The organism is Gordonia sp. ALPHA1B1, from assembly GCF_005502615.1.
Classification (GTDB): domain Bacteria; phylum Actinomycetota; class Actinomycetes; order Mycobacteriales; family Mycobacteriaceae; genus Gordonia; species Gordonia hongkongensis.
The window spans coordinates 96648-109228 of record NZ_SCOC01000005.1; the positions used below are offsets into that span (position 1 = coordinate 96648).

General features: G+C 64.4%; 11 protein-coding genes. 3 read left to right on the forward strand and 8 right to left on the reverse strand.

Annotation, left to right across the window (positions count from 1 at the left end; translation table 11 throughout):
• Nucleotides 1–5 precede the first annotated feature (5 nt).
• Complete coding sequence (locus FFS52_RS23620) at nt 6–179, reverse strand: hypothetical protein (RefSeq protein ID WP_091344398.1); 174 nt, start codon at nt 177–179, stop codon at nt 6–8.
• Between the two features lie 155 nt (nt 180–334).
• On the opposite strand from FFS52_RS23620, the gene FFS52_RS04905 reads away from it, so the two are divergent.
• On the forward strand, nt 335–3337 hold the full coding sequence (locus FFS52_RS04905; RefSeq protein WP_249357857.1) for a DEAD/DEAH box helicase: 3003 nt from the start codon (nt 335–337) through the stop codon (nt 3335–3337).
• Nucleotides 3334–4143: a hypothetical protein gene (locus tag FFS52_RS04910; RefSeq protein WP_078112940.1), complete on the forward strand. Its 810-nt coding sequence runs from the start codon at nt 3334–3336 to the stop codon at nt 4141–4143. The genes FFS52_RS04905 and FFS52_RS04910 overlap by 4 nt, the downstream gene beginning before the upstream one ends.
• A 2-nt stretch (nt 4144–4145) precedes the next feature.
• Here FFS52_RS04910 and FFS52_RS04915 read toward each other — a convergent pair whose 3' ends face one another.
• The 7 genes from FFS52_RS04915 to FFS52_RS04945 all read right to left on the reverse strand — a co-directional run bounded on the left by FFS52_RS04915 (nt 4146) and on the right by FFS52_RS04945 (nt 11797).
• Nucleotides 4146–4445, reverse strand: a complete 300-nt coding sequence (locus FFS52_RS04915) for a hypothetical protein (protein WP_137809022.1) — start codon at nt 4443–4445, stop codon at nt 4146–4148.
• A 718-nt stretch (nt 4446–5163) separates the two neighbouring features.
• Entirely contained in the window at nt 5164–6168 is a 1005-nt protein-coding gene (gene nrdF, locus FFS52_RS04920) for a class 1b ribonucleoside-diphosphate reductase subunit beta (protein ID WP_068970712.1), read from the reverse strand.
• Nucleotides 6169–6217: 49 nt separating this feature from the next.
• Nucleotides 6218–7624, reverse strand: a complete 1407-nt coding sequence (locus FFS52_RS04925; protein ID WP_137809023.1) for a hypothetical protein — start codon at nt 7622–7624, stop codon at nt 6218–6220.
• A gap of 13 nt (nt 7625–7637) precedes the next feature.
• Entirely contained in the window at nt 7638–9830 is a 2193-nt protein-coding gene (nrdE, locus tag FFS52_RS04930; protein WP_137809024.1) for a class 1b ribonucleoside-diphosphate reductase subunit alpha, read from the reverse strand.
• A 100-nt stretch (nt 9831–9930) separates the two neighbouring features.
• Nucleotides 9931–10395 (reverse strand): class Ib ribonucleoside-diphosphate reductase assembly flavoprotein NrdI, encoded by a 465-nt coding sequence (gene nrdI / locus FFS52_RS04935; RefSeq protein WP_137809025.1) that lies wholly within the window; start codon nt 10393–10395, stop codon nt 9931–9933.
• 190 nt (nt 10396–10585) lie between these two features.
• The gene (locus tag FFS52_RS04940; RefSeq protein WP_004019249.1) at nt 10586–10819 is read right to left on the reverse strand and encodes a redoxin NrdH; all 234 of its coding nucleotides are present in this window, start codon (nt 10817–10819) and stop codon (nt 10586–10588) included.
• Between the two features lie 420 nt (nt 10820–11239).
• Entirely contained in the window at nt 11240–11797 is a 558-nt protein-coding gene (locus FFS52_RS04945) for an NAD(P)H-dependent oxidoreductase (RefSeq protein WP_078112944.1), read from the reverse strand.
• 118 nt (nt 11798–11915) lie between these two features.
• On the opposite strand from FFS52_RS04945, the gene FFS52_RS04950 reads away from it, so the two are divergent.
• Nucleotides 11916–12542: a TetR/AcrR family transcriptional regulator gene (locus FFS52_RS04950; RefSeq protein ID WP_065632656.1), complete on the forward strand. Its 627-nt coding sequence runs from the start codon at nt 11916–11918 to the stop codon at nt 12540–12542.
• Nucleotides 12543–12581: the final 39 nt, after the last annotated feature.

Below are 12581 nucleotides of genomic sequence, written 5' to 3' on the forward strand. Positions count from 1 at the left end.
CCTTCCTACGAGTCGCCGCCCTCGGAACGCTGGACCGCTTCGGGGGCGTTCTCGCGCGTGGCCATCCCGCCCTCGCGTCCGTGGTCCTGCGGGCCGGGCGGATCCTTCTCGACTTCGGTGTCCGGACCCTTGCCGGTATCCCTGTCCCCCGAGGTCGCGGAGCTCTCGGACTGTCCCATCGGTACCTCCTACGATCGTTCCGGCCGGTCTGCCGGGCGACAATCGTCGGTACCCGGCTCCTCGAGCGGGCAAACCACTGTCGGGTGGTCGCGCGCACCGTCCGCCGTCGACGACTGGTGTCGGAGCCCGTCGCTAAACTGGCCGACGATCCTCCATGCCACATGATGCGCCGTCCAGCGGGCAGCCTGCCACCGACTCTGCCCCGAAGCCCAGCCCCGCCGAGCCCCCGCACGCCCTGTGGCGACCGGGCGTCGGCCTGGCGGTGTGGGTCGACGGGGACCCGTCCGATCTCGCCGCGCCCCTGCACGACCTACTCGACGGCCGTCGCTTCCGCAGCGAGATCCCCGTCGTCGACGCCGACGGCCACCGACGTTTCGTCCGCGCCGTGACGTTGGGCATGACGTCGGCGATCACGCTCTTCGACGCGTCGCGATCGATCGCGGTGACCGGCGATGTCCGCTGGTATCGATATCTCCTCGACGGTGTGCGGGCCTTCGTGCGGTCGGGCACCGTGGCGCCGTCGGTTCAGCAGGTGGCCGGCGAGTGGATGGTCCGCTGGGTCGTCGTCGCGACGCCGACGTGGCGCAGCTGGCATGCCGTCGTCGTGGGAAGCGCGCCGGATGCGCTGCTGCACAACGGGTCCGCACCCGCCCTGGACGACTTCCTCGCCGAACTCGTCGACCACGAATGCCGTTCTGCCATCGCTCGTTCCGCGGTCCGCCTCGGTGAACCACGGCCCGCGTCACCCATCGTGCGGGCACTGCTCCCCGACGCCGAACCCCGCCCGCCCAGCTCACCGGAACGTCTCGCCGCCGCCGCGGGTGGCTGGTCGCGGTGGAACGCCGGCACTCCGCGCGACGATCGCTCGCTCATCTTCCGGCTGCACGAACCCGAGTACGACGACCTCGCCGACGCTCCGTGGGCCGACGCATGGGACGACGACACCGTCGACCCGCCGAGCCGCTCCGAGGTGGCCGAGACCTCGCGGTGGCGACTTCAGGTCTGTCGTCGGAGCATCGATGGACAAGTCGAACCCGTCGCACCGCACCGCCTCGACGCCCACGAACTCGACGAACTGACGACCGAATTGGCCACGGCAGTCCGTGAATTCCCCGAACTGGGCCGCGCCGACCCCGATCGGGGCTCCCTCGACTTCCTGCTGCCGACCGCGATCGCGGAGGAACTCTTCGCCACGGGCGCGGCGGCGCTCGGGGCCGTCGGCATACCGGTTCTGTTGCCGCGGACGATCGCCGAGGTCCGTCCGAGCCTGACGCTGCGCGCGCTCGCCCCGCCCGGCGGCGGGGCACCGGCAGCCATGGTCGGCCTGCGGGAGATCCGGGAATTCGAGTGGCGTCTCGCCCTCGGCGACAAACCCGACGCGATCACGCTCACCGATGCCGACCTCGACGAATTGTCCGGCCAGAAGGGCGATCTCGTCCGCGTGCGCGGGGTGTGGATGCGCGCCGAGGGCGCCGCGCTGACCCGGGCAGCCACGTTCGTCGCCACCCAGCGCGCGCTGGCCGCGGCCGAACCGCCGAGCGACTTCGGCGAGCTGTTCAACCTCGTCACCGGCGAGTCGGACCGTCTACCCGTACCGGTGTCACGGGTCGAAGGCCTCTCCTGGCTCGACGACGTCGCCGACACCGGCGTCCTTCGTCCCGAATCCGTCGCGCCACCGACGGGGTTGACCGCCACCCTGCGTCCCTACCAGCAGCGCGGCCTGGACTGGCTCGCCCATCTGGCGACTTTCGGTGTGGGCGGCGTGCTGGCCGACGACATGGGCCTGGGCAAGACCCTGCAGGTCATCGCTCTGGAATGCCACGAACGCAGCGGTCCGTCCGCGTCGCCTGCCGATGATCGTCGGAAGCCGACGCTCGTCGTCTGCCCAATGTCTCTGGTGGGCAACTGGGCGCGGGAGTTCGCCCGGTTCGCGCCCGCGCTCCGTGTGGCGATCCACCACGGGCCGTCCCGCGAGTCCGGGGCGGCGTTCGCTGGCATCCGCGAGTCCGTCGACATCGTGGTCACCACCTTCGCGATCGCGGCGCGCGACCACGAGTTGCTGTCCTCACGACCCTGGCATCGGATCGTGGTAGACGAGGCCCAGCACCTCAAGAACGTGAACACCATTGCGGCCAAGGCGGTTCGGACGGTCCCCGCCGACCACCGACTCGCCCTCACCGGCACCCCGGTTGAGAACCGCCTGGAGGATCTCCGCGCCGTCATCGACCTGGTCAACCCCGGCCTGCTCGGGTCCGCGTCGGTGTTCCGCGCACGCTACGCCGAACCGATCGAACGGGATCGTGACCCGGCCGCCCTCCGACGGTTGTCGGCGATCACCCGGCCGTTCATCCTGCGCCGCGAGAAGACCGATCCGGCGATCGCCGCCGACCTCCCGGAGAAGGCGGACTTCGCCGTCCGGGCCAACCTCACCGTCGAGCAGGCGGCGCTGTACCGCGCGGTGATCGACGAACTGATGGCGGCACTGCGCGACAAGCAGCAGCGCACACTACGACGCCGCAACGTGCTGGCCGCACTGACCCGCCTCAAGCAGGTGTGCAATCACCCCGCGCATTATCTCGCCGATGGCACCGACCTCGTCCGCGACGGCGAACACCGCTCCGGCAAGGTCGAATTGCTGGCCGACATCGTCTCCACCGTCGCCGAGGAGGGCGACCGCGCATTGGTCTTCACCCAGTTCGCCGCCTTCGGTGACATGCTGTCGTCGTGGTTGTCCGCGGAGTTTGGCAGTGAGATCCCGCTTCTGCACGGCGGTCTGGGCCGCACCGAGCGCGACCGCCTCGTCGCCGATTTCCAGTCCGACGACGGGCCGCCGGTCCTGCTGGCGACGCTGAAGGCCGGCGGCACCGGGCTCAACCTGACCGCGGCCAACAACGTCATCCATGTCGATCGGTGGTGGAACCCGGCTGTCGAGGACCAGGCGACCGACCGCGCCTACCGGATCGGCCAGGACCAGAAGGTGTCGGTGCATCGGTTCGTCTGTGTCGGCACCATCGAGGAGCGCATCGACGACATGATCGCCAAGAAACGTGAGCTGTCCCGGCTGACGGTCGCGGCCGGCGAGAACTGGGTGTCCGACCTCGCCGACGACGAACTCTTCGAACTCTTCCGGCTGCGCGACGAGGCGGTCAGCGAATGACGGTGCGCAAGAAGGGCACGCAACGACGCGGTGAGCGTGGCACCATTGCGGTCCGCGGCTATGGCCTCACCTCGTGGTCACGCGCCTTCGTCGATGTCGTCGAGGGCCGCGGTGCCGACGGCGAATCGGTCGCCGACAGCCGTCGTATCACCAAGGCGCGCAGGTATTTCCGCGATCGGCATCTGCGCGGCCTGCGGATCGACGCCGGCCGGGTGACCGCCTCGGTGGAGGGCACCCAGCTCGAGCCGTTCGACGTCATCCTGACCACCCGCACCGTCGACACACCGACACTTGCGAACCTTCTCCGCGAGCGCAACGCTGTCGATGAACTCATGCTGCTCACCCGCGGCGAACAGCCGCCGGCGCTGGGTGAGCTGCTGGTGCCTACGGAGTCCGCCGACGTCGAGACCGACTGCACGTGCCCCGACGAGGCGCCGCGGTGCATCCATGCTCTCGTCACCTGCTACGAGGTGGCCGCCGAGATCGACCGCACCCCGTTGACCCTGCTGACCGTGATGGGCACCGACCTGCGAGCACTGCTGGCCGAGATCGACTCTCGCCCACCGGATTCACGGACCTCCGACGACGGTGGGTCAGCAACCTCACTGCAGGTCGACGACTACTACGGCACCGCCTCGACGTTGCCTCCGCTGCCGTCGCCGTCGCGGATGAACCCGCTGACCGCGCTCGACGGCGGCGAACTACGGGCGGCGTTGCGCGCCACCGGTGTCGCGCCCGCCGACATCGCCGAGGCGATCGACGAGCTCGGCGACCTCTACGACCGGCTCACCGCCGGCGATTCGTAGCGTCACGCTGCCATCAGTTCGCTCATAATGACTGGAGTCAGGGTCAAGGGCGGCAGGATGATTCGCACCTTCCATCCACTGGGAAATTTAGAGGGCGTCATGGAGCTTGCCAGCGAAATCTCAGAGTGCACGACACCGCCATGCAACCGGTGCATGAAGTACCACACCTCTTCGCGATGTTCGTTGTCATTCTGCGTCTTTGGCAGATTGATGCCCTCGATGCCGAGATCGAACTCGAGTTGGGATGACAGCTGATCGGCTGAGGGAAGGAGCGTCAGGGACTTGCGACTTCGCGTACTCACGCTGCTCGAACTCCCGGCGAAGCCGACATACTCGTTTCCGGCTGCGACTATGAGAGACAAATTGCGCTCCCGCGAATAAACCCGGGGAACTCGCTCGCCTTCTGGGCGGTCAAAGCCCTCCAGAGCTCCTCGCAGACGAGCTGATACCATGTGAGTCACGGTCGACAAGTACGCTCCGCACGCGAACGCAGTTGCATCCAGACCCGCATACGTATAGGCTTCTCGCAGAACGTTTCCGATCGTCGACGGGGTAGTTCCAAATCTCGATAGGCCGATCGACGGGTCAGGGTAATAGACTGAATGACCCGAGGCGAAATAGAGATTCTGAGACATATGTACTCCAATCTTTGACAAAGATGCGTGTGCCGGCTGCTGAAGACAGCTAGCGACTGCAAGCGCGAGGCCGCGCCTCGCCTAACAATTCGTGTGGGAATCGGCTTGCGTTTACTATTGCCGAGGATCATCCCACTTGCGGACGGTGCGGCGGCGGGAGACTACGTTCTCCACACGGTGCCGTTATGGTGCGTCCGCGCACACCAGGTTCTCCTGCGGTCGCTAGTCGCGCTACACAGGGTTGCCATTGCGACCCAATCCGTACGCATCAACGTACTTACGGCTTCCTGCTTACCGCACGTGCTATTTGCAATCCTCGGCCAGCCGCATTCTTAGCTCGGAACCGCGCTGAACGCGGTTCCGAGCATTGGAATCGGCTGCGAGACTAGAAGTCCCAGTCCTCGTCCTCGGTATTGACGGCCTTGCCGATGACGTAGGAACTGCCCGACCCGGAGAAGAAGTCGTGGTTCTCGTCGGCGTTGGGCGACAGCGCCGACAGGATCGCCGGGTTCACGTCGGTCTCGTCGCGCGGGAACATCGCCTCGTAGCCCAGATTCATCAGGGCCTTGTTCGCGTTGTAGCGCAGGAACTTCTTGACGTCCTCGCTCAGCCCGACCTCGTCGTACAGAGCCTCGGTGTAGTCACTCTCGTTGTCGTAGAGCTCGAACAGCAACTCGAAGGTGTAGTCCTTGAGCTCCTGACGACGCTCCGGGGTCTCGACCTCGAGTCCGCGCTGATACTTGTAGCCGATGTAGTACCCGTGCACCGCTTCGTCGCGGATGATGAGGCGGATCAGGTCGGCGGTGTTGGTGAGCTTCGCGCGGCTCGACCAGTACATCGGCAGGTAGAAGCCGGAGTAGAACAGGAACGACTCGAGCAGCGTCGAGGCGACCTTGCGCTTCAGCGGGTCGTCGCCACGGTAGTAGTCCATGACGATCTGCGCCTTGCGCTGCAGCTGCTCGTTCTCCTCCGACCAGCGGAACGCCTCGTCGATCTCCTTGGTGGAGCACAGTGTCGAGAAGATCGAGCTGTAGCTCTTGGCGTGCACCGACTCCATGAAGGCGATGTTGGTGAGCACCGCCTCCTCGTGCGGAGTGGTGGCGTCCGGGATCAGCGACACCGCGCCGACCGTGCCCTGGATGGTGTCGAGCAGGGTGAGACCGGTGAACACCCGCATGGTGAGCTGCTTCTCGTACTCGGTGAGCGTGCCCCACGACGGGATGTCGTTGGACACCGGCACCTTCTCGGGCAACCAGAAGTTGCCGGTGAGGCGATCCCACACCTCGGCGTCCTTCTCGTCGGGCACACGGTTCCAGTTGATCGCCGAGACCCGGCTGACCAGCTTGATGGGCGCTCCGTCGGCGGGGCTGTGGCGTTCGGTGGAGGTCATAGCATTTCCAACTTTCCGTAATTTCCGATGAGCCTCGCGAGCATGGACGTCACTCCTTCAGCCTGAGCTCTCGCAGGAGGCCTTGGTGGACTTGAAGCATTGACTCGTCGCGTGAACTGATGAACCGGTCCTCGTACCTGTAGACGGATCGTGAACCGCCAGAAGCTCCACCGGCGTGATAGACACCCACAGCCGAAGCTTCAAACAACGCTTGCAGCGCTTCTTCAGCCTGCATCTCGTTCATCCCCTTCTCGACAGCGACCTCGAACCACCGGTCCCGTGTGAAGGTCCGGCGTTCGAGAGCGTTCAGAGACTTGACGACCGCATTGAAGTCCGAGACGTGACGTTCGATCTCATCCCTGAGCTCATCGAGCAAGTGGCGACTATAACCTGGTTCATAGTCATAGATATCTTGTGGCTCAATTAGGTTGTGCCCGTGACGCTTCGCCACTCGGTGCGCTCCGTCGCAGAAGGCAATGATATCCCGAGGCCGTCCGAGGGTCCGCTTTGTCAGGTAGGTCTGACTCTTAGCTCGTTGTCGCATTTCGACGTCAGAGAAGACAGCGTCCCACGCTTGCCCCTGCGGCACCCCAGTTGTGGCCTGGATCCGCCGCTCGATAACCGCAATGAGCTCGTCACGGTCCCATTCCAAGAACTTCATATCTTGGCTCATTTTGTTTTTGTCGTTGAACGAAATCGCATGCCAAAGATCGGAACGCAGGAAGCAAATCACGGCGGCCGGACGCCACTTAGGCGATTTCATTCTCAGAGACAATTGCCGGGTCGCACGAACCGCGCCGGTAATTAGATTCAGGCTTTCGCCACTACCATCCCAGGCATCATCAAGGCGATCAATGAGCACTGTAACCGGGCAATTTTCATAGTTCTCGGCAACAAGCGTTTCGAGTTGCTGAATTGCTTTAATTGTTTCATTGTCAACCAGCCTGGCATCAGGTTCCGTGACTTCAACCGACCCCATCGTTGCGAAGCCGTCGATCGACGGCAACTCGAGCTTTCGAAGCCTACGCAACCACCCAGTCATCTGAGCGAACGCACCTCGATCAGATCCGAAGCCAATACCGACAAGCACCTCATCGGCTTCGGTACGGCTCTTGCGATCCATGTGGTCTCGCATGCGGGCATACATCGCCATCACAATGAGGAGTCGCCACGATGCCGTGTACGCAAACTCGGTCGGGACACCATCTTCGACTAGCGCATAGTGGACGCCAAAGACATACTCCTGCAGGTCGAGGCTAATTGCCGCTTCAGCTAGCTCCTTATCCAAGTACTTGAAAAGCGCGGTCTTTCCTGACCCTTTCCGCCCGACAATTAGTTGCAGACCACTGAGCGCTTCTTCGCTTGCGCCGGTCTGGAGAAAATAGTCGAGAAGGTTCGCGTCACTCTCGGCATCGTAACGCCCGAAACTGACAGAGTCGAGAACGCTTTTTACCATCTTTCCGTCGACCTCACAACATGCAGCTGACGCAATTTTCCACCTCGGTCCCCTCGAGCGCGATCTGGCGCAGGCGGATGTAGTAGAGCGTCTTGATGCCCTTGCGCCATGCGTAGATCTGCGCCTTGTTGACGTCGCGCGTGGTGGCGGTGTCCTTGAAGAAGAGCGTCAGGCTGAGGCCCTGGTCGACATGCTGCGTTGCCGCGGCATAGGTGTCGATGATCTTCTCGTACCCGATCTCGTACGCGTCCTGGTAGTACTCCAGGTTGTCGTTCGTCATGTACGGCGCCGGGTAGTAGACGCGGCCGATCTTGCCTTCCTTGCGGATCTCGATCTTGGCGGCGACCGGGTGGATCGAACTGGTCGAGTGGTTGATGTAGCTGATCGAGCCGGTCGGCGGGACGGCCTGCAGGTTCTGGTTGTAGATGCCGTCGCGCTGGACGGCGGCCTTCAGCTCACGCCAGTCGTCCTGGGTCGGGATGGCAATCCCGGCCTGCCCGAACAGGTCTCGCACCTTCTGGGTCGCCGGCTCCCACACCTTCTCGGTGTACTTGTCGAAGAACTCACCGCTCGCGTACTTCGACTTCTCGAAGCCGGTGAACGCCCGGCCGCGCTCGGCGGCGATCCGGTTCGACGCGCGCAGCGCGTGATAGAGCACCGTGTAGAAGTAGATGTTCGTGAAGTCGATGCCTTCTTCGCTGCCGTAGAAGACCCGCTCACGCGCCAGGTATCCGTGCAGGTTCATCTGCCCCAGGCCGATGGCGTGAGACTGGTTGTTGCCGTGCTCGATCGAGGGCACCGACGTGATCGTGGTCTGGTCGCTCACCGCGGTGAGGCCGCGGATCGCGGTCTCGATGGTCTGGCGGATGTCGGGCGAATCCATCGTCTTGGCAATGTTCAGCGAACCCAGGTTGCACGAGATGTCCTTGCCCACTTCGGCATAGGACAGGTCGTCGTTGAAGGTCGACGGCGTCGACACCTGCAGGATCTCCGAGCACAGATTGGAGTGCGTGATCTTGCCGTCGATCGGGTTGGCCCGGTTCACCGTGTCCTCGAACATGATGTACGGGTATCCCGACTCGAACTGCAGCTCGGCGAGGGTCTGGAAGAACTCGCGCGCCTTGATCTTGGTCTTGCGGATGCGACGGTCCTCGACCATCTCGTGATACTTGTCCGTCACGTTGACGTCGGCGAACGGTACGCCGTAGACACGTTCGACGTCGTACGGACTGAACAGGTACATGTCGTCGTTGGCCTTGGCCAGCTCGAACGTGATGTCCGGGATGACCACACCAAGCGACAGGGTCTTGATACGGATCTTCTCGTCCGCGTTCTCGCGCTTGGTGTCGAGGAAGCGATAGATGTCGGGGTGGTGTGCGTGCAGGTACACCGCGCCCGCGCCCTGCCGGGCACCGAGCTGGTTGGCGTAGGAGAAGGAGTCCTCCAGCAGCTTCATGATCGGGATGACACCCGAACTCTGGTTCTCGATCTTCTTGATCGGCGCACCGTGCTCACGGATGTTGCTGAGCAGCAAGGCAACTCCGCCGCCGCGCTTGGAGAGCTGCAAGGCCGAGTTGATCGACCGGCCGATCGACTCCATGTTGTCCTCGATACGCAGCAGGAAGCACGAGACGGGTTCGCCGCGCTGCTTCTTGCCGGAGTTGAGGAAGGTCGGCGTCGCCGGCTGGAACCGGCCGTCGATGATCTCGTCGGTGAGGTTGCGCGCGAGGGCCGTGTCGCCGTCGGCCAGGGTCAGCGCCACCATGCACACGCGATCCTCGAAACGCTCCAGGTACCGCTTGCCGTCGAACGTCTTGAGCGTGTAGCTCGTGTAGTACTTGAACGCCCCGAGGAAGGTCGGGAAACGGAACTTCTTGCTGTAGGCGTGCCCGAAGAGGCTCTTGACGAACTCGCGGTCGTACTTCGCGAGGACCTCGGGCTCGTAGTAGTTCTCCTCGACGAGGTAGTCGAGCTTCTCGTCGAGATCGTGGAAGAAGACCGTGTTCTGGTTGACGTGCTGCAGGAAGTACTGGTTCGCGGCTTCGCGATCCTTGTCGAACTGGATCTTGCCCTCGGCGTCGTACAGGTTGAGCATCGCATTGAGGGCGTGGTAGTCGAGCTCGCCCGGGTCGTGTCCCGAGGGCCCGGGGTGCACACCCGACTTGCTGGCTGAAGTGGTGTCCGAGACGGCGGCGGTGGGCGACACGACAGATGACTCCTGCGGGTAGTGGTGGCTGTTACCGAGGGCCGGTGCGGCCAGAGTATGGGAGGGGTACGACAAAGCCTGATCGAGCGGAATCCGCAGGTCAGGCGGGCGAGGCGCTGAGCGACACGCTCGCCGCGAACGCCGGACTCTGGGCGAATTCGGCGAGTCCCGCGCGGACGCGGTCGACATCGTCGGAGGTGCCCATCAATTCGAACCGGTAGAGGTAGGGGACGTGGCACTTCCGTGCGATGACATCGCCGGCGTAACAGAACTCCTCGCCGAAGTTCGTGTTACCCGCCGCGATCACCCCCCTGATCGATGACCGATTGTGTTCGTCGTTGAGGAAGCGGATGACCTGCTTGGGAACGTAGCCGCCGGGTTGCCCCGTCGCCTTGCCCCCGCCGTAGGTCGGGCAGACCAGGACATACGGCTCGTCGACACGGAAAACACCGGTCCGATCGAGGACCGGGATGCGCGCGGCGCGCATGTCCAGTTTCTCGACGAACCGGTGGGTGTTCTCCGAGACGGAGGAGAAGTACACGATCAACGGCGATTCTGCCGCCATGTCTCCTCCAGCCTGGTCGTTCTCGTCGATCTCGCCGGCCGTGTCCGGCCCGGCACTGTCGGTGTCAACGCCGTGAGCGGCGTGACCATTTCCTCGATGACCCCGCGGTGCGGCGTGATCCGGCTTCCCCGTCGGATCGCCTCCGAACCGTCGGTCGGGCGGGCGATGTCACCGTGATGGTGACGACAGATCAGGCAGCGGCGGTGGCGAGTGCCTTGATGCGGTCGGGACGGAAGCCCGACCAGTGCGCGTCGCCGGCGACCACGACGGGTGCCTGCAGGTAGCCGAGCGCCATCACGTAGTCACGCGCCTCGGCATCTTCGCTGATGTCGACGATCTCGTAGGACAGACCCTGCTTGTCGAGGGCCTTGTAGGTGGCATTGCACTGGACGCAGGCCGGCTTCGTGTAGACGGTGATAGACATTCGGAGGTACTCCTCGGGTCGTAGGAATCGCCAGTGACGTGCGGTTTCCCAGCGTGAAGATGGTGACCTGGATCACCATCGTGGTGGCTTTCTCCGAGGAGTCGAACTGCTTCTCGTCGTCTGCCTGACTGGTAGCTCAAACACTACACCTAGTGGCTGACTTTTCTGGTCACCACAAGGGCTTGTGAATAACATTGATGGAAGACATGCAGGTCGGAGCGGTGCACGATCACAAATCCCCCGCGTGTCCTCCGCGTGTCCGGCGTGTCGTTCACAGGCTGTCCCGAGGCGGTCCACAACATGTCCACCGACCATCCACATCCGCCCCCGGTCGCACTCGCGGCCCGACGCCGGCACCCCCGGACACGACGACGCCGCGCCGGGCAAGGGCCGGGCGCGGCGTCGGGACGTCGGTGTGGGTCAGGCGCTGACAGCGACCTCGTCGACGAGCCGGGTGACGGACGCGACGACCTTCTCGACGACCTCCGGAGAATCCAGGCCGGCCTCGGGCAGTGCCGCGAGCTGCAGACCGAGGTCGGCTTCCGCGATCGCGCGACCGCCGGCGATGCCGACCGACTTACGGGTGTCCTCACGGGTCCACGCGCCGCCGTACTGGCCGAGGGCCGCGCTCAGCACCGCGACGGGCTTGCCCGTGAGCGCGCCGGTGCCGTAGGGCCGCGACAACCAGTCGATGGCGTTCTTGAGTGCGGCGGGGATGGTGCCGTTGTACTCGGGGGTTGCGATCAGCACGCCGTCGGCGGCGCCGACGACCTGGCGCAGGTTCGCCACGGCTGGGTCGAGCTGCTCCTCGATGTCGATGTCCTCGCTGTAGAACGGCAGCGAGCCGAGATTGTCGACGACCGTGATGGAGACTCCCGACGGCGCATTGTCCGCGGCCAGGTGGGCGAGCTGGCGGTTGACCGAGGCCGTACGCAGGCTTCCGACCAGCGCGACCAGTTCGACGACTCGTTCCGACATGTGATTCCTCTCGATGGCACAGGGGTCCGTGGAAGTCCACGCGACCTTGTCTACGACATGCTCTAACCGGACCAGGGTCCGATTCATTCCGCATCTGGTCAAGAGTTACGCTCATCACGTGCCAAACGGGCCCGACCACTCCCCACTCCACATCTCTCTCAATTCTTCGGGGACCGAACGTGCCGACGCCGCACGTAACCGGCGTCTGCTGCTGGCTGCCGCCAAGAACCTCATCGATCACCACGGTGCGGCCGCGGTGACGATGGAGGCGGTTGCCCGCGAAGCGGGTGTGGGCAAGGGCACAGTGTTCCGTCGCTTCGGCAGCCGGACCGGGCTCATGCTCGCTCTCCTCGACCACAGCGAGTCCGAGATCCAGCAGGCGTATCTGTCCGGTCCGGAGCCGCTGGGTCCCGGCGCTCCCCCGCTCGACCGACTCCTCGCCTACGGTCGCGCTCGCCTCAAGCTCACCGCCGACCACCTCGACATCCTGCTGGAGGCCGGCGCCGGCGCCGAGGACTTCATGAGTCACCCGGTGGCCCGAACGTCCACCCAGCATGTGCAGATCCTGTTGCGCCAGTTGGGTTTCGACGGCGCGCTGGATTTCCTGGCCCTCACTGTCCAGGCGCCGCTCTCGGCGAGTTCGGTCCGCTACCTGTTGGTGGACGTCGGGCTCGACCTCGAGACGATCACCCATCAGTGGCAGGACATGGTCACCGCGCTCGTCACCGGACACGACCGGTCCTGACCCGTCGGGTCCATCCCGGTCACGACGTCCTCGCGGCGG

What these genes read in the sequence shown, in the direction of transcription:
- FFS52_RS23620 (WP_091344398.1), bottom strand. Translation starts at nt 179, where the DNA reads ATGGGACAGTCCGAGAGCTCCGCGACCTCGGGGGACAGGGATACCGGC.
- FFS52_RS04905 (WP_249357857.1), top strand. Translation starts at nt 335, where the DNA reads ATGCCACATGATGCGCCGTCCAGCGGGCAGCCTGCCACCGACTCTGCC.
- FFS52_RS04910 (WP_078112940.1), top strand. Translation starts at nt 3,334, where the DNA reads ATGACGGTGCGCAAGAAGGGCACGCAACGACGCGGTGAGCGTGGCACC.
- nrdF (WP_068970712.1), bottom strand. Translation starts at nt 6,168, where the DNA reads ATGACCTCCACCGAACGCCACAGCCCCGCCGACGGAGCGCCCATCAAG.
- FFS52_RS04925 (WP_137809023.1), bottom strand. Translation starts at nt 7,624, where the DNA reads ATGGTAAAAAGCGTTCTCGACTCTGTCAGTTTCGGGCGTTACGATGCC.
- nrdI (WP_137809025.1), bottom strand. Translation starts at nt 10,395, where the DNA reads ATGGCGGCAGAATCGCCGTTGATCGTGTACTTCTCCTCCGTCTCGGAG.
- FFS52_RS04940 (WP_004019249.1), bottom strand. Translation starts at nt 10,819, where the DNA reads ATGTCTATCACCGTCTACACGAAGCCGGCCTGCGTCCAGTGCAATGCC.
- FFS52_RS04945 (WP_078112944.1), bottom strand. Translation starts at nt 11,797, where the DNA reads ATGTCGGAACGAGTCGTCGAACTGGTCGCGCTGGTCGGAAGCCTGCGT.